General features: G+C 35.6%; 18 protein-coding genes and 1 riboswitch. Of the genes, 17 read left to right on the top strand and 1 reads right to left on the bottom strand.

The annotated features are described in order from the left end of the window. Nucleotides 1-317: 317 nt before the first annotated feature. The gene (locus tag FHP05_RS06625; RefSeq protein WP_147666460.1) at nt 318-836 is read right to left on the bottom strand and encodes a YusW family protein; all 519 of its coding nucleotides are present in this window, start codon (nt 834-836) and stop codon (nt 318-320) included. 317 nt (nt 837-1153) lie between these two features. Here FHP05_RS06625 and FHP05_RS15315 point away from each other — a divergent pair, with 317 nt between their 5' ends. The 17 genes from FHP05_RS15315 (at nt 1154) to FHP05_RS06710 (ending at nt 18214) form a co-directional block, all read left to right on the top strand. Next, on the top strand, nt 1154-1804 hold the full coding sequence (locus FHP05_RS15315; RefSeq protein WP_191126274.1) for a hypothetical protein: 651 nt from the start codon (nt 1154-1156) through the stop codon (nt 1802-1804). After that, nucleotides 1805-2548: a cytochrome c biogenesis CcdA family protein gene (locus FHP05_RS06635; protein ID WP_147666461.1), complete on the top strand. Its 744-nt coding sequence runs from the start codon at nt 1805-1807 to the stop codon at nt 2546-2548. Nucleotides 2549-2563: 15 nt separating this feature from the next. Beyond that, entirely contained in the window at nt 2564-3190 is a 627-nt protein-coding gene (locus FHP05_RS06640; protein WP_230973948.1) for a peroxiredoxin family protein, read from the top strand. A gap of 51 nt (nt 3191-3241) precedes the next feature. Next, nucleotides 3242-3931 (top strand): response regulator transcription factor, encoded by a 690-nt coding sequence (locus tag FHP05_RS06645; RefSeq protein WP_147666558.1) that lies wholly within the window; start codon nt 3242-3244, stop codon nt 3929-3931. Continuing rightward, nucleotides 3912-5003: a sensor histidine kinase gene (locus tag FHP05_RS06650; protein ID WP_147666462.1), complete on the top strand. Its 1092-nt coding sequence runs from the start codon at nt 3912-3914 to the stop codon at nt 5001-5003. The genes FHP05_RS06645 and FHP05_RS06650 overlap by 20 nt, the downstream gene beginning before the upstream one ends. 131 nt (nt 5004-5134) lie before the next feature. After that, a riboswitch (FMN riboswitch) is annotated at nt 5135-5281 on the top strand. Between the two features lie 275 nt (nt 5282-5556). Next, nucleotides 5557-6669 carry a bifunctional diaminohydroxyphosphoribosylaminopyrimidine deaminase/5-amino-6-(5-phosphoribosylamino)uracil reductase RibD gene (ribD, locus tag FHP05_RS06655; RefSeq protein ID WP_147666463.1) on the top strand — a complete coding sequence of 371 codons (1113 nt, stop codon included), beginning with the start codon at nt 5557-5559 and terminating at the stop codon, nt 6667-6669. Further along, complete coding sequence (ribE, locus tag FHP05_RS06660; protein WP_147666464.1) at nt 6650-7300, top strand: riboflavin synthase; 651 nt, start codon at nt 6650-6652, stop codon at nt 7298-7300. Before ribD ends, ribE begins: the two co-directional genes overlap by 20 nt. Nucleotides 7301-7313: 13 nt before the next feature. Continuing rightward, nucleotides 7314-8513: a bifunctional 3,4-dihydroxy-2-butanone-4-phosphate synthase/GTP cyclohydrolase II gene (locus FHP05_RS06665; RefSeq protein ID WP_147666465.1), complete on the top strand. Its 1200-nt coding sequence runs from the start codon at nt 7314-7316 to the stop codon at nt 8511-8513. Nucleotides 8514-8524: 11 nt separating this feature from the next. Then, a complete protein-coding gene (ribH, locus tag FHP05_RS06670; RefSeq protein WP_147666466.1) occupies nt 8525-8995 on the top strand; it encodes a 6,7-dimethyl-8-ribityllumazine synthase in 471 nt (156 codons plus the stop codon). Between the two features lie 271 nt (nt 8996-9266). Then, nucleotides 9267-9476 carry a hypothetical protein gene (locus FHP05_RS06675; protein ID WP_147666467.1) on the top strand — a complete coding sequence of 70 codons (210 nt, stop codon included), beginning with the start codon at nt 9267-9269 and terminating at the stop codon, nt 9474-9476. Between the two features lie 21 nt (nt 9477-9497). Next, the gene (locus tag FHP05_RS06680) at nt 9498-11372 is read left to right on the top strand and encodes an ABC-F family ATP-binding cassette domain-containing protein (RefSeq protein WP_147666468.1); all 1875 of its coding nucleotides are present in this window, start codon (nt 9498-9500) and stop codon (nt 11370-11372) included. Between the two features lie 171 nt (nt 11373-11543). After that, nucleotides 11544-12590, top strand: coding sequence for a C45 family autoproteolytic acyltransferase/hydolase (locus FHP05_RS06685; RefSeq protein WP_147666469.1), 1047 nt, complete (start codon nt 11544-11546; stop codon nt 12588-12590). Nucleotides 12591-12653: 63 nt separating this feature from the next. Next, on the top strand, nt 12654-13595 hold the full coding sequence (locus tag FHP05_RS06690) for a DMT family transporter (RefSeq protein ID WP_210766927.1): 942 nt from the start codon (nt 12654-12656) through the stop codon (nt 13593-13595). Between the two features lie 75 nt (nt 13596-13670). Further along, nucleotides 13671-14252, top strand: coding sequence for a DUF4256 domain-containing protein (locus FHP05_RS06695; RefSeq protein ID WP_147666471.1), 582 nt, complete (start codon nt 13671-13673; stop codon nt 14250-14252). Between the two features lie 146 nt (nt 14253-14398). After that, entirely contained in the window at nt 14399-15085 is a 687-nt protein-coding gene (locus tag FHP05_RS06700) for a TerC family protein (RefSeq protein WP_191126275.1), read from the top strand. A gap of 286 nt (nt 15086-15371) precedes the next feature. Then, the gene (locus FHP05_RS06705) at nt 15372-16553 is read left to right on the top strand and encodes an LL-diaminopimelate aminotransferase (RefSeq protein ID WP_147666472.1); all 1182 of its coding nucleotides are present in this window, start codon (nt 15372-15374) and stop codon (nt 16551-16553) included. Beyond that, nucleotides 16550-18214, top strand: coding sequence for a thiamine pyrophosphate-binding protein (locus FHP05_RS06710; protein WP_269144272.1), 1665 nt, complete (start codon nt 16550-16552; stop codon nt 18212-18214). The genes FHP05_RS06705 and FHP05_RS06710 overlap by 4 nt, the downstream gene beginning before the upstream one ends. Nucleotides 18215-18249: the final 35 nt, after the last annotated feature.

Genomic DNA, 18249 nt, shown 5'->3' on the forward strand with positions numbered 1-18249 from the left:
TACCATTTTTCTCAAAATAGGTAAAGATTAGAGCGTAATCGTTCCCAGATTTACCATTTTTCTCAAAATAGGTAAAGATTAGAGCGTAATCGTTCCCAGATTTACCATTTTTCTCAAAATAGGTAAAGATTAGAGCGTAATCATTCCCAAATTTACCATTTTCCTCAAAATAGGTAAAGATTAGAGCCAAACGTTCCCAGATTTACCGGTTCCCTCCAAATTTAGTGAAAATAAGAGCATAACATCTTTAATGTTCGGCTTATTCATTGCGTGGTCATAGTCCCTTTTCCATGAAGCTAGAACCATAAACATTCATTCTATCTCCTATATTCCTTTTCCACTCCATTTGTGTATTCAATGGATAATTCAATCCTGGCATTATCTGGAATATCGAAGGTTTTAATGACCAAATCCAGAACCTCATCATCAGCTGTACTTTCATCAATATTGAAATCGGCGAATATAGGATCTAACTTTTCCAAGGCCTTTTTACCTTTCAGATTGATATCTTGTAGCTGATCACTATAAGATGATTCCACTTCATTTTCCTCATGGTCATAATCTACTTCGATAACATCTTCTTTTCCATCATGGTCTACATCTAAATCGAATTCCTTAAAAGCATAAGGAGTTGCAGCGGATTCAGGAGTTGCTTTGTCATCTTTTGTTTTCTTCTCGTTTTCCTCTTGAGGTTGTTTGGTTAATTTTCCTTGTTCATCTTCAGGTAGAGATGAGTCCTTAGGTGGATTAGTCACCTTATCACCTGCTACACAAGCTGTTGTTACGAATAAAATGGACATACTTATAAAAATGCCACGTATGATATTACCTAACAAATCAAATCACTCCTTTGTATCTTAATATTCCCTTAGAAGCTAAAAATAATCAAAAAATCAGCGTGTGTCAAACAAAATCATGCTTCAGAATCGTATCCAATGCCAATCAAGAGAACCTATGATAAGATGAATGCAGATTTTATCTAAAAAGATATATAGGAACCTATTGAATGCGGGGATGGAATCCATTTTTGAAAAAATCCACCAAACAATTCTTCGGTTTACAAATAAAATTGCATCTTTTTTAGTACTTTCATCAAACTTTCACAAACAACTTGTATGATAGATAGTGATATGAGCAATTGGAGGAAAATGATATGACAGCAGCAATTTGGAAACTGGCTTCTATTGGGGTAATTGTAGCGGGCTTGATAGCAGGATGTGTGTTTTACTACATTATCAGCCCACTAAAAAAAGAAGTGAAGAAAAAGCAATTGGAGGAAGTTGTTTCCCTTTTAATTAATTTTGTTATTTTTATTTGGATAGGAAAAATAGTTATCAACTTTCCAGTGTTTGTAAGTGATCCACTAGCAATCTTAGCGTATCCAAGTAATTCAAAAGCATTTTACATAGCGGTTTTATTTCTCATAGTGAATATCTTTTACAAAATAAAAAAGAAAAACTTCAACTACTATCAATGGTTCGTAGCATTTGTTCCAATCTTTTTATTTAGCATATTTATCTATGAGTTTATTCAGGGAGCTTTCCTAGACAATAATCTTGGTTTTGTTAATTTAGGGTTCTACGCCATTTTGCTTATACTATTTATTTTTCTCCATGGGAAACACAAGCAAGAAACACTTGGCTTATCGTTCATGATGGTTTGGAGCTTAGGACAATTGCTGTTAGCATTTATTTTACCATTTGTTTCTTTATTCGGTTATTTAATGGCACCATGGTTTTTACTTTTGATGTTCCTATTATTTTTAGTCCAATTTATTTATTATCAGAAAAGGAAGGTGTCTTAATTGACAGCAGCAACTGATTTAACAATTTGGCTTGCATTTGGTGCAGGTGCATTATCATTTTTATCACCATGTACACTCCCTTTATTTCCTGCATATTTATCGTATATAACAGGAATGAGTGTGAAAGAATTAGAAGGGAAAAAAGAAATAAAAATCCGTAGTAAATTAATGCTTCATTCTATATTCTTTTTGTTAGGAGTTTCGACTGTTTTCATCGGTTTAGGTGTAGGGATTTCATTTCTCGGCTCATGGATTCAAGGAGTATTGATGGGGGATTCTGGGAAATTAATTCAACGACTTGCAGGTATATTTATTGTTGTCATGGGGCTCTTTGTAGCGGGTTGGATTAATATTAAACCATTTATGAAGGAAAAAAGAATGCAATTTACGAAAAAGCCTGTTGGTTATTTGGGAACAGTTTTTGTAGGAATGGGATTTGCGGCAGGTTGGACGCCATGTATTGGACCGATTTTCGCTTCCATCCTAGTTGTTGCAGCAGCAAACCCAACACAAGGAACAGTCTATACATTGGCATATGTACTGGGATTTGCTGTACCATTCTTAGTACTAGCATTTTTCATTGGTTCAACGAAATGGATTGTCCGTCACAGTGAAAAAATTATGAAATTCGGTGGTGGACTAATGGTCGTAATGGGGATCCTATTATTTACTGGTCAAATGACACAGATTTCTACATTCCTATTGAAATTTGTGGAAGATACATGGTTAATGAATTTAGGTTAATGGAGGGAAAATGAAGTGAAAAAAAAATGGATTCTGGCAGTAATTATTCTTGCCATGCTTGCATGGACAGTATATGATTTTGGATTTAAAGATAAAGCTTCTTCAACTCCTGATGATACATCTACACCTTCTGAGGAAAAAACAACAGAAGCAAGCAAGTCGGAAGATGAAACAAAAGATGAAGATAGTAATGAGAAAGATGGCAAGGCAATGGTAGAAGTAGGGCTAGAAAAAGGAAATATAGCCCCTGATTTTGAATTAGAGACATTGGATGGAGAAACAGTGTCTTTATCTGATTTTCGTGGAAAGCGTGTCATGTTAAATTTCTGGGCAACATGGTGTCCGCCTTGTCGTGCAGAGATGCCTGATATGCAGAAATTCCATGAAAATAAAGATGTAGTTATCTTGGCTGTGAATTTAACGGGTGAAAGAGATAGTCGAAAGAATGTTACAGAATTTGTGGATGATTATGGAATAACTTTCCGAATTTTGATGGATGAAGATTTGTCTGTGTCATACTTGTATCAAATTCAACCAATTCCAACATCATACCTCATTGACTCAAATGGAGTTATCCATAACAAAGCATTTGGTGCAATTAATTATGAATTGATGGTACAAGAATTTGAAAAGATGCAATAACCTGTTTGTTTGATATACAATTAAAGGTACAATAGTGATGAGGTGGTTTATATCAAACAAACGATTCTCATTGTAGAAGATGATCCAATGATTCGCCAATTGGTGCGGATTTATTTAGAAAAAAATGAGTATGATGTGGTAGAGGCTTCAGATGGAGAGACGGCTAAAGAAGCTTTTTTAACCTATCATCCATGTTTAATCATCCTTGATCTAATGCTTCCTAAGATAAGTGGGGAAGCATTTTTAGAATGGCTACAAGAGCAGGAAAATGATCATGTCTCTGTGATTATGCTTTCAGCAAAGGCACGAATAGAAGATAAAATTACCGGTTTAAAATTGGGTGCAGATGATTATATGACAAAACCATTTGACCCAGAAGAGTTAGTTGCCCATGTGGAAGCAGTACTACGTCGGACAGGGCAATTTTGTCAAAAGATAGTTCATAATGGATTATGTCTCATGCCACGGCGGGGAGAAGTTCTTTTATATGATGAACCGATTCACTTAACAAAGCATGAATTCAACCTCCTTTATTATTTCATGCAAAATCCGAATATCGTGTTATCACGCGAACAATTGGTCAACGAAATGTATCCATATGGTGAACAAGATGTTTCTGATCGTACAATTGATGCACATATAAAAAAATTACGCCGAAAAATTGAATCAAATCCTACGAACCCAATGCGGATCCAAACGGTACGAGGAATGGGGTATAAATTTGTCACGACGAAAACCTAAAAAAAGTCTTTTTCCAAAGGGATTCCTCTGGCGCCTTTCAGCGATTAATATATTAGTTATTGCCACAGCTATAGCCGTAAGTAGTTGGGCTGTATATCATACAGCATGTTTTCTTGTAGAGGGCATGGGGAATTTCGGTGAACTGCGTCAAAAACAATTTAATGCTACTTTATTTCAATATTTATGGATTTTCAGTGTTGTGATTATTACATTTGGTAGTATCCTTCACTTACATTTTGTGAAAAAGCTTATCCATCCCATCCATCAATTAATTGAATCAACACAACAGATGAAAAAGGGGAAATATCCAGAGCCAATCGATGGAACAAATGATGATGAAGTGGGAGAATTAGTGAATCATTTTAATGAACTGGTGCTGCAATTGAAACACAATGAAAAAGAGCGAAAGAAAATGGTTGCGGATATTTCCCATGAATTACGTACGCCATTAGCTAATCTCAATGGTTATTTAAAAGCACTAGAAAATGGCATGATTGATGGAAATCCAGATTTATATCATTCTCTTCTGAAGGAATCCGAACGAATGACATTGATGCTGAAACAATTGGAGCAATTGAAGGAGTGGGATCATGTAAATGTACGAAACTTTATCCAAAAAGAGTCCCTACGTGTAGAGAAAGTGATTGAACAAACCATTCGTATGTTTGATTGGTCTTTAAAACAGGAAAAAATCCCTTTAAATTTAGCTATTGAGAAACAAAGTGTTTTCATAAATGAAGAGGGATTTCAGCAAGTGCTTAGTAATCTATTAGATAATGCTATCCAGTATTATCAAGGTAGTGGGCCAATCATGGTAGTTGGAAAAGTCATTTCTGAAGATCGATATCGTGTTACAGTAACAGGTCCAAGCCAACCAATTACAGAAGAGGCGGAAAAGCGAATCTTTGATCGATTTTATCGGATAGATCCATCACGTAATCGAAAGACAGGTGGAAGCGGACTTGGTCTTGCGATTGCAAAGGAAATAGTTGAGCAACATGGCGGGAATATTGGTTTAATTCGTGGTGAAGAACAAAATAGTTTCTGGTTTGACGTAGAAATAGAACAATAGATTAGGATGTTTAAGAGAAACTTCTTCTATGGTTATCGCAATATCCCTGTTTTTAGTTATTTACTGTGTGAATTTTGCATCTTATACATTTTCGTGCTACACTAATAATGAAAAATAAATAAATTCATACGTAATTCCTTCGGGGCAGGGTGAAATTCCCGACCGACGGTGAAGAAGCTTGATGCTTCTAAGTCCGTGACCCGAGTGATTTTAAGTCATTCGGTGGATCTGGTGAAACTCCAGAGCCGACAGTAAAGTCTGGATGGGAGAAGGAATTTTGGCGGATACATATGATTTGAAATAAGGGACTAATGGATATCTATCGATTTTTCCTATGTATAAACATGATTTGTGTTTGTATATACTTTTTTAATACTTCGATAGAAATGAAAATAAATGAGTCTATTTTTTGGTGTATGTTTTCTTATTCCAAAAAGTATTATTTTGTGTACCCTTTATAAATAAAATGAGTATACCCGCGAAAATTCGAACCCAATGCCTCTGAAGCTAATTCAGGGGCTTTTTTGATGCAGAAAATAATGGAGGTGAAGAAATGATAGATGAAACGTATATGGAATTAGCCTTACAATTAGCCGAGAAAACGCTTGGGCAAACAAGCCCCAATCCTGTTGTTGGTGCGGTTGTTGTGAAAGATGGAAAAGTCGTTGGTCTTGGGGCACATTTACAACCTGGTGATGCACATGCAGAAGTGATTGCATTAGAGATGGCTAGTGAAAAAGCAAAAGATGCAACATTGTATGTGACACTTGAGCCTTGTAGTCATTACGGGAAAACGCCACCATGTGTAGAAAAAATTATAACAAATGGCTTGAAGCGTGTGGTGATTGCGACATTGGATCCACATGAAAAAGTCAATGGTCAAGGTGTAAAACGATTAATAGAAGCAGGTATTGATGTTAAAGTCGGTGTATTGGAAGAAAAGGCTGTTCTCTTAAATCAATTCTTTTTTCATTATATAAAGACAAACCTTCCCTATATTACGTTAAAGGCTGCAATGAGCTTAGATGGAAAAATAGCGACCAAGACTGGGGAAAGTAAATGGATTACAAATCAAGAAGCCCGTGAAGATGTACACCATTTACGAAAAACACATGATGCTATTTTAGTAGGAATCAACACAGTTTTGGAAGATAATCCGAGTTTAACAGCACGATTCCCAGATACGGGTAAACATCCAATCCGGATTATTTTAGATACCCATTTACGAACACCAATCGATTCAACCGTTGTCACAGACAATCAAGTAGAAACATGGATTTTTGTAGGAAAAGAAGTAAGAAGAGAACAAATGGAAAACTTCGCCGACTTTCAACAAGTAACCATTATTCAATTACCATCAGAAAAAATAGATATAAAAGAAATATTACACCAATTAGGGGAACGGGAGATAACGAGTTTATTTGTTGAAGGTGGAGCAGAAATACATGGAAGTTTTCTAAAAGAGGGTCTGTTTCAACAAGTAATGATGTATATTGCTCCGAAATTAATTGGTGGGAGAAACGCTCCAACTGTCTTTGGTGGAGAAGGTATTGAAAAAATGGCTGATGTATTTAATTTACAATTTACTGAAATAGAACAACTTGGAAAAGATTTAAAAATAATAGCAGTTAAAAAGGAGGACACGAATGTTTACGGGAATTGTTGAAGAGGTTGGGACAATTAAAGAAATAAAGAAAACATCTCCGAAAGCATGGAGTATAGCAATTCATGCGACGAAAGTATTAGATGATATCACAATCGGCGATAGCATTAGTGTAAATGGGATTTGTCTAACAGTAACTCATTTTGATTCTGATACCTTTCAAGTTGATGTTATGCCAGAGACTGTAAAAGCAACTTCCTTACAAGCATTAAAAAGTGGATCTGTCGTTAATTTAGAACGAGCAATGGCTGCTAATGGCCGTTTTGGTGGACATTTTGTCTCTGGGCATGTTGATACGATTGGAAAAATTACGAAGAAAACACCAGTGGAAAATGCAATTTATTATCATATTGAAGTGGCTCCCGAATGGATGAAGTATATTGTTCCAAAAGGATCAATTGCTGTGGATGGAACAAGTTTAACCATTTTTCACACAGATAAGAATCATTTTCAAATTTCGCTTATTCCTCACACAAGTAAGGAGACAGTTTTAGGAGAAAAGCAAGATGGGGATATCGTGAATTTAGAATGTGATGTGCTTGTTAAATCACTAGCCCATTTACTTCATCATGAACAACAAGATAACAGAAAGAGTATTGATATTTCATTTCTACAAGAAAACGGTTTTTATTGAGGAGGAATAGATAATGTTTCATACCATTGAAGAAGCACTTACAGATTTAAAAAATGGTAAGCCAATTATTGTTGTGGATGATGAAGACAGAGAAAATGAAGGAGATCTTGTTGCCTTAGCGGAAAAGACGACACCTGAAATGATTAATTTTATGATTACCCATGGAAAAGGTTTGGTATGTACATCGATTACAAAGAATGTCGCTGAAAAATTAGATTTTCCACCAATGACTTACAACAACTCGGATCCATTGGGAACAGCTTTTACAATCAGTATTGATCATCAAGATACAACAACAGGGATAAGTGCCTATGAACGCTCCCTTACGATTCAAGCATTATTAAAAAAAGATACAAAAGCAAAAGATTTTAAACGACCAGGGCATGTTTTTCCACTAATTGCAAAAGAAAATGGAGTATTAACAAGACCGGGTCATACAGAAGCATCTGTTGACTTAGCCCGTTTAAGTGGTACTTTTCCAGCAGGAGTTATCTGTGAAATTATTAAAGATGACGGAACAATGGCTAGATTACCTGAGTTAGTTAAGATGTCGCAAGCTCTGGATATAAAACTCATTAGTATTGAACATTTAATTGAGTATCGAAAACGCCATGAGACACATGTAAAACGTGAAGTAGAAACAGTCCTACCAACTAAATTTGGTAAATTCAATATTACAGGGTATTCCAATGATTTAGATGAGAAAGAACATATTGCCTTGGTAAAAGGGGATGTAACTGGAAAGCAAATTCCACTTGTACGAATGCATTCGGAATGTTTAACAGGTGATGTCTTCGGTTCAAAACGTTGTGATTGTGGACCACAACTAGAGAAAGCGATGCAGTCGATTGAAACGTATGGGAGTGGGGTCATTGTTTATTTACGGCAGGAAGGTAGAGGGATTGGCTTATTAAATAAATTGCGTGCCTATAAATTACAAGATGAAGGACTCGACACGATGGAGGCGAATAAGAAATTAGGGTTTGCTCCCGATTTACGAGAATATCATGTCGCAGCACAAATATTATTGGATCTAGATGTAAAACAGGTGAAACTGATGACAAATAATCCTGAAAAAATGGCTCTAATCGAAAGTTATGGCATTGAAGTAGTGGAACGGATTCCGATAGAAACCGGAATATGTCAAGAAAATATTCATTATTTACAAACAAAAAAAGAAAGATTTGGACATTTATTAGAAATGAAAGGGTAAAGGTGATAAAAATGGGACAAGTATTTGCAGGAAAAATGGTAGGAACAGATCAAAAAGTAGCGATTGTTGTTGGGAGATTTAATGAATTTATAACACAGAAATTATTAGATGGAGCGGTTGATACGTTAAAACGACATGGTGTAAAAGAAGAAAATATCGATATTGCTTGGGTACCAGGTGCTTTTGAAATTCCACTTATTGCGAAAAAACTAGCAGAAAAACCAAAATATGATGCTGTCATTACATTAGGTACGGTTATTCGTGGGGCAACACCGCATTTTGATTATGTGTGTAATGAGGCTGCAAAAGGGGTATCACATGCGTCTTTAACAACTGGTAAACCGGTCATCTTTGGTATTTTAACAACGGAAACGATTGAACAAGCAATCGAACGAGCAGGAACAAAAGCAGGGAATAAAGGAGCAGAAGCAGGACTTGCAGCAATTGAGATGGTTCATTTGTTAGGAGAAATTGTAGAATAATAAAGGAGACTAAATTCAGTTGGTGTTTTTATCCCATCTGAACTTAGTCTTTGTTATTTTCAAGTTGAATGACATGTTTTCTCGCATGAAAAGGCGAAAGTTTTTATATTTTTGTGGAGATAGAAATATATTACAAGTTTTTACAACAAAGATTCATCATTTCCTATATAATAGATTTACATAAAAAAGGGTAAATCTATTATATAGGATTTTTTTGGATGAAAAGGCTCGTATCCGTTAAACTAGAGATATATGCTAGGAGGAGAAATCAATGGATTTAAAGTTTTACATTTATCAAATTCTAGGTGTTGGTGTCATTTGGGCAGGGATGGCTTTTTTCTTTGACCAAATGGGTGAACCAAGTAAACTTATTTTTTATGCTGTGACATCTTGGTTATTATTTCTTATTGTTTTATTTGGTAAGAAAGTTTACCGTGATCGCCAAGCAAAGAAAGATAAAGGAGATAAGCAAGAGAAATAAACCTAGGATTGAGGAGATCTTATGCTAACATTTGAAAATATATCCAAAACATATGGAGATAAAGTATTATTTGACAATATATCCGCTGTCATCGAACCAACAGACCGGATTGGCCTTATTGGGGTAAATGGTACAGGAAAATCAACTCTCTTAAAAATCATTGCGGGTAAGGATACTGCAGAAACTGGAGAATTTCATCATAGAAAAGCGTATAAAATAGAATATTTAGCTCAAGACCCAGAGTTAGATGATACACTCACCGTTATGGAACAAATTTACTATGGGGATTCGACTATTATGAAAGCCATGCGTGCTTATGAAAAAGCATTATATCAATTAGAACAAGATCCAGCTAACGAAAATTATCAAGCTAATCTACTAGAAACACAAGAGAAAATGGATAAAGAGGCAGCGTGGGAAGCGAATACCGTCGCAAAGACGATTTTAAGTAAACTAGGTATTACTGAAATTGATAAAAATATATCAAGCTTATCTGGTGGACAAAGAAAACGTGTTGCCATCGCAAAATCCTTGATTCAACCTGCTGATTTACTAATTTTAGATGAGCCAACTAACCATTTAGATCATGATAGTGTGGAATGGTTAGAGAAGTATTTGAGAACGTATAAAGGAGCCATCTTACTTGTCACACATGATCGGTATTTTTTAAATCGCGTGACAAATCGAATATATGAACTAGACCATGGCAAGCTTTATCAATATGACGGGAATTATGAAACATTTTTAGAGAAAAAGGCAGAACGAGAAGCGCAAGAATTAGCAGCGGAACAGAAGCATGCTAATACATTACGCAGAGAACTTCAATGGTTAAAACGTGGTGCAAGAGCAAGGTCAACGAAACAAAAAGCACGTATTCAACGCGTAGATGAATTAAAACAACAAACATTTCAAACGAAAAAAGAACAATTAGAGTTTCAAGTCGGAAGTGCCCGATTAGGTAAGAAAGTATTAGAAGTAAAGAACATTACGAAGTCATTTGGCGATAAACAGGTAATTTCCAATTTTCATCATTTATTTATTCCAGGTGATCGTGTTGGAATAATTGGACCAAATGGTTCCGGAAAAACAACCTTACTAAATATCATGGCAAAACGACTGGCACCTGATTCGGGCGAAGTAGAAACTGGTAAAACAGTAAAAATTGGTTATTATACCCAAAGCGAAGAAGAACTTGATGGAGAACTTCGTGTGATTGATTATATAAAGGAAACAGCTGAAATTATTCATACGAAAGATGGAGAAGTCATTACAGCAGAACAAATGCTAGAACGCTTTTTATTTTCACGAAATCAGCAATATTCCTATATTCGAACACTCTCTGGTGGAGAAAAGCGCCGACTTTATTTATTGAAAATTTTAATGACAGAACCAAATGTCTTGTTCTTAGATGAGCCTACAAATGATCTTGATATTCAAACATTAAGTGTGTTAGAAGATTATTTACACTATTTTCCAGGTGTAGTAATTACTGTATCACATGATCGGTATTTCTTAGATCGAGTTGTGGAGCAATTACTTGTTTTTAAAGGAAATGGCAAAATTGATTTATTTTATGGAAATTATTCAGATCATGTCAGTCAAGAAGAACAGGAAATAACCGAAAAACCTATAAAATCACAAACTTCTAATAAGCCACAATCAAAAAAGAAAAAACTAAGTTATCTAGAGAAGAAAGAATGGGATGAAATTGAAGATGTCATTACTTCTTTAGAAGAAAAGGTAGAAGCTATTGAACAACAAATTGCGGATGCCGGAAGTGATATTGAACAAGTACAATCCCTTTATAAAGAACAACGAACAATCGAACAAAAATTGGAAGAAAAGATGGATCGTTGGGAAGAACTTTCCCTCCTGATAGAAGAAATATCTAATTAGTCCATTCAAAGAAACGAGTGGACTTTTTTATTTCTCCAATAAATGCACGAAACCAGGTAGAAACTGGATAATCACAATTAGTGAATAAACATATTTCTTTTTAAAATAGGTGGATTCCATTAGACTTATAGGGGAAATTGTATATGAACTTTAGAAAAATGAGGGATCATAATGAAACAAGTATATAGTGATATTATAGAGTTTAGAGGAAGTCATTATGAGTTAGGAAAAAGACAGGGACAGAAATTTAAAAATTCTATTATGATGAAAAACCGGGAAAAGGAATGGAGAAAAAGAAAGCCTCGATTTGTAATTGATATAAAAGAAACGAAACAAGCATTTCAAACATATGCACCACAAATTTGGGAGGAATTAATTGGTTTACAAGAAGCGTTGCAATGGCCAATAGAAAAAATCTTACAAAATTTTAGCGGCTATCGTTTGGATTATGTACGAAGTGGTTGTTCGATTTTTACTGGGAAAGATTATTTCGTTCGTAATTATGACTATAACCCAAAAACATATGATGGGCGCCTAGTTCTATTTCAACCAACAGATGGTGGACTGGCAACAATTGCACCATCATCAAGGGTAACCGGGAGAATGGATGGTATGAATGAGAAGGGTCTTGTGATGGGATATAACTTCATGCATCGAAAAAAGCCTGGTGTAGGATTTGTTTGCAATATGATTGGTCGAATGGTGCTAGAAAATTGTGAGACGGTAGAAGATGCGATACATTTCTTACAAGAAATTCCGCATCGTCATTCCTTCAGTTATACCGTATTTGATAAAAAGGGTGAAACATTTGTGGTAGAAGCAACGCCACGCGGAGTGAAGGTTAGAATGTCCAATCTATGCACAAACCATTTTGAGTTACTAACAGAAGAAAACCGGTATCATTTAGATGATTCATACCGCCGCATGGAAATCATGGAAAAGGATCAAGGAGAAATAACTCATCCGATGGAGGCATTTCATCTACTGAATGATCCTGAAAAAGGCGTTTTTTCAAAGGAATATCATAATTGGTCAGGAACTATTCATACAGCGATATATTTTCCAAAACAACGAAAGATGGGGTTTGCCCTTGGTTCGGTTAAACAACCCGAAATATTTGATTTTGAAAACTGGTTAAAAGGAGAGACAATCAACAAGAATCAAATAGATGGGGAACTAGATACAGATTTACCATTTGCTCAAATGGAAGAACATTAAATAGGTCATCATATCAACATGATTTTGAGACTAGTTTTAAAAATTTAGGAGATGTTAATAAAGATGAAAAAAATATTAACAACAAAATGGATTGTCATTAGTATTGCTGTCTTTTGTTCCATTTTATGGGGTAGTGCTTTTCCAGTATTAAAAATTAGTTATACGGAAATGCAGATGGCAGCGGATGACACCATTGCTAAGATTGTTTTAGCAGGAATGCGCTTTTTATTAGCAGGACTAATGCTACTCGTTGGTTTAATCATTTTTCAACGAAAAGCGCTGTCAGTTACCAAACGACAGGTACGATTTCTTGTTTTATTCGGTGTCATTCAAACAGCCCTACAATATTACTTTTTTTATAACGGACTAGCAAATACCTCTGGAATGCAAGGGGCAATCCTTGTATCTAGTGGTACATTTTTCACAGTGATTATTGCACATTTTTTCTATAAAAATGATCGCCTAGATATTGCGAAAACAATTGGATTAGTTGCTGGTTTTGCTGGAATTATTGTAGCCAATTGGGGCCAAGAATTACAATTCTCCTTCCAATTCAAGGGGGAAGGTTTTATGATTATCGCAGCACTTACTGGAGCAATTGGAACAATAATGGCAAAAGAGATGGCGGTAGGGATTCATCCTTTTGCTTTAACAGGGTATCAGTTAACAATTGGTTCTACTCTTATGCTTCTATTGGGATTACCACAAATGCAGGAAAATGCTATTGTATTTACACCTTTAGGCTGGGGATTACTAATCTATTCTGCTATTCTTTCAGCTGTTGCTTTCGCTTTATGGTATTCTATTTTAAAATATAATAAAGCAGGAGAAATTAGTATATATAAATTTATCACTCCTGTATCTGGTGCACTTTTGTCAGCGATGTTCATCCAAGGAGAGTCATTAAACATGTTTATTTTTGGAGGTTTAGCTTTAGTAGCTCTCGGAATTGTTTCGATTAACCGTAAGGATAAAAAAGTAGACAAGTTGAAAGGAACTTCATAAATACTAAGGAATCATAAAAGACCAATTTTTAAATAATTACTGTATATGAGTAAAAACAATAAGGGGAAAACTACAATGACAAAGAAAAATAAAGTCAGTAATAAAAAAGAGTTGTCACTAGAACAACGTGAAGAATTACTTAGAACATTGAAAGCCCGTTTTGAGAAAAACATGAATCGCCATGAAGGCCTTGAATGGGTTAAAGTGCAAACAAAGCTGGAAGCTAATACTGGAAAATTGTGGTCGCTCAATGAAATGGAAAGAACTGGCGGTGAACCGGATGTTGTTGGTCATGATAAGAAGAAGGACGAATACATTTTTTATGATTGTTCAGTAGAAAGTCCTAAAGGCCGCAGAAGTGTTTGTTACGACCGTGAAGCTCTGGAGTCAAGGAAAAAACACAAACCAGAAAATAACGCTATAGATATGGCAACTGCCATGGGTATTGAACTTTTAACAGAAGAACAATATCGAGCGTTGCAGGAGCTTGAAAATTTCGATAAGAAAACATCGAGTTGGGTGCAAACCCCTCCTGATATTAGAGCACTTGGTGGTGCCCTTTTTTGCGACTATCGCTTTGGACATGTCTTCGTATATCATAACGGTGCGTCCTCTTACTATAGTTCTAGAGGTTTCCGTGGTTCGTTAAAGGTATAAAGGTTTTTACACAGACGGCTAGGATTTGAATTTGAAAACGAAACACCTGGAGAAAGACTTTCATTTCATTTTTCAACTAATGGACGCTTTAAAACAGCTTAAAAAGACAACATCTAGAAACATTTTCTAGAAAGGTGGCAACAATCATGCTAGGAATTGAATTTACTGGAGAATCCATTATCGCTTTATTAACGATTATTGCAATTGATATTGTTCTTTCAGGAGACAATGCAATCGTAATCGCAATGGCAACAAGAAGATTGCCTGAAAAACAGCGAAACAAAGCAATCTTTATTGGGACAGGTGGAGCAGTTTTATTACGAATTCTCTTTGCAGCTATCATTGTGTACTTATTAAAAATCCCATATGTCCACTTAATTGGTGGATTATTATTATTGTGGATTGCTTATCATGTACTTGTGGAAGAAGATGAATCAGACGAATCAAAAAACATTCAGGCCTCTAGTTCTATGGCCAAAGCGATTATGACGATTATCATGGCAGATGCAGTTATGAGTTTAGATAATGTGGTTGCAGTAGCAGGGGCAGCGAAAGGACATGTTGGTTTAATTGTGATTGGTGTCATGATTAGTATCCCGATTATGATTTTTGGCTCAAAACTCATTGTTCGTTTTATGAACCGATTTCCATGGATTGGCTATATTGGAGCAGGAATATTAGCTTGGACAGCGGGTCAAATGATAACAGAAGATGCATTTGTTATTGAATTTCTAGAACTTGATAAAGCAGTTGAAATTTACGGATTTACAATCATATTAACAATTGCTGTACTAGCATTAGGTTATATGAAAAACAAAAAAACAGAGGCGTAAAAATCTCGTATTCCAGAATTTAATGAACTATCTCCAAAAAAGGGGATAGTTTTTTGTTTTGAAAAATAAATAGGAAACCCCGTGATGGAACTCTCAAACGCAAGGCAAAACAAATATAAAGCTCACGTGGCATACTTCCGCATTTGGAAGAAAGTGTCACACTGAAAATAATTTCCGTAAATAATTATCAGTTTATTAAAAAAACCATTGAAAATATAAAAAATGTACTATATAATAATATTGAATATTTGAAATAATATTTCATATAGTGAAATGAGGGATGATGGTGACAGTTGTTTCGGAAAAGGTAAGGCATTTGCCACCCTATTTATTTGCAAAATTCCAACAAAAGAAAAAGGAAAAGCAAAAACAAGGGATAGATGTTATTGATCTTGGAATTGGTGCACCTGATTTACCGACACCAGATTTTATTATTGAGAAATTCATAGAAGAAGTAAGAAAACCAGAGAACCATCGCTATTCTCCTTATAGTGGGTGTACAGAGTTTCGTGAAGCAGTTGCATTATTTTATGAGAAAAAATATGGGGTGAAATTAGACCCTGAAAAGGAAGTTCTTGCTTTAATTGGCTCGAAAGAAGGAATTGCGAATCTCATTCAAGCACTTATCAACCCTGGAGAATCTGTCCTCATTCCAAATCCTGGCTACCCAGTTTATAGGACAGCGGTACATTTAGCTGAAGGGAAAATAGTTGGCTTACCCCTTGACGAAAACAATGGTTATGTACCAAATTTTTCACAACTAAGTGAAACTACAAAACAACAAGCAAAACTCATGCTATTAAACTATCCAAGTAATCCGACCTCAGCAACTGTAGATTTATCCACATATTTGAAAACGGTATCATTCGCAAAAGAAAATGACATTCTCGTAGCAAATGATATGGCTTATGATTTAATCACCTTTGGAAATTACCAATCGCCAAGTATTTTACAAACTCCAGATGCAAAAGAATTTGCCGTAGAATTTGGATCATTATCAAAGAGTTTTAATATGACGGGTTGGCGAATAGGTTACGTAGTAGGAAATGAAGAAATTATTCATGCTCTGTCCTCATTGAAAAGCAATATCGACAGTAGTCAATTTCTAGCTACTCAAAAAGCTGCAGCATATGCATTATCAAGTGATTTGAAAGAAGTACAAAACCATTGTAAAATTTTCGAAGCGCGAATGGAGAAATTATATGATGCTTTAACAGGTATGGGATTTCATGTGGAAAAACCAAGAGGAACGATTTTTCTTTGGGTAAAAGTTCCACAAGGATTTACGTCTACCTCTTTTTCAGAAAAATTACTTGAAAAAATAGGAATTATTGTAACCCCAGGAATTGCATTCGGTTCTTTAGGGGAAGGGTATATTCGAATTTCACTCTCTGTATCAACAACAAGACTTGATGAAGTGATTAGTCGTCTAAAGTCAATTGATAGGAAAGGGGAAGACCCAATTTGAAAGCAAGTGTAGAAGAAGTAAAGAAACTTCATATTACTGCAGCAGAAGCCATTGTTACATGTCTTCAAATGGAAGAAATTGAAAAGGTGTTTTGTGTCCCAGGTGAAAGCTATTTACCAGTCTTGGATGCTTTATATGATGCCACGTTTATTCAAGTTATCTCAGCTCGACATGAAGGTGGTGCATCTTTTATGGCAGAAGGGTATGCAAAATCTACCTTGAAGCCTGGAGTTGTCTTTGCGACAAGGGGAGTAGGAGCAACGAATTTATCGATTGGAGTGCACACCGCTTATCAAGACTCCACACCAATGGTTGTTTTCCTAGGTCAAGTTCACAGTCAGTTTCGTGGACGGGAAGGTTTCCAGGAGATTGACTTAGAGAAGTATTTTGCCCCTATTACAAAATGGGCTGTTGAAGTAAAAGATGCGAAACGAATGCCTGAATTAGTACAACGTGCTTTTAAAATTGCAAAGTCGGGAAGACCTGGGCCAGTTATTGTATCTTTACCAGAAGACGTGTTGCCAATACAAGAAGAAATGATATTTCGTCCTGCAATGAATATTCCAAAACCAGCTCCATCCGAAACAGAAATAAATCACGTGAAACAATTACTAAATCAAACCGAGCACCCCTTAATTATTGCTGGCGGTGGTGTTAAAAATGCACAAGCAGAATTAGAATTACTTCATTTTGCCGAAAAATATTCTATTCCAGTTATGGCAAGTTTTAGGAGGCATGATGTATTTCCAAACGATCATAGGTTATATGTAGGACATCTTGGTTTAGGAGTGAATCACAATATATTAGAAACAGTGAAAGAAGCAGATCTCATTATTGCTTTAGGAACAAGATTATCTGAAGTAACAACGCAGGACTATAGTCTATTTGACAATAAACAAAAACTTATCCATATTGATATTTCCTTCGACACCCTCGGTAAAGTCTACACCCCAGAAATAGGAATTTTAGCAGATGCAAAAGAAGCATTAAAGGCACTTTTTTCACTTAAAATTCAAGATAAGTGGACAGAATGGGCAAGGAATCGAAGAAATGTATATGAAAAGGTTAGTAGATTAAGAGTTACAAAAACAGATGTAATTAACAAACACGTTATCGCTAAACTTGTTGAGAAACTACCGACTGATTCCTTACTTACAAATGATGCAGGAAATTTCGCAGGGTGGCTTCATTCTTTTTATCAATTTAAAGAAAAACATACGTATGTTGGCCCAACTTCTGGTGCAATGGGATATGGTATGCCGGCAGCATTAGGAGCAAAATTAGCCTATCCAGAAAAAACAGTTGTCTCCCTTTCAGGTGACGGTGGTTTTATGATGACTGTGCAAGAGTTAGAAACAGCTGTTCGCTATGATATTCCAATTATTGCTCTTGTATTTAATAATGAAATGTATGGAACGATTCGAATGCATCAAGAAATGCATTATCCTAACCGGGTGATGGCGACCGATTTAGGGGGTGTTTCTTTTTCTGGTATGGCAAAAGAGTTAGGAGCTAATGGCTATCAAGTTCATACGATAGAACAATTTGAATCTGCATTTCTAAAAGCTTTAACACATAGATATATTACTGTGATTGAAATTTTAACAGAGAAGGAGCAAATTTCGGTTACTTCTACGATAGAGGATATTAGGCAACGTTAATCATGGTTTATTCACCAAATATGATGCAAAAGCCT

This window comes from Cerasibacillus terrae (genome assembly GCF_008039555.1).
GTDB lineage: Bacteria > Bacillota > Bacilli > Bacillales > Amphibacillaceae > Cerasibacillus > Cerasibacillus terrae.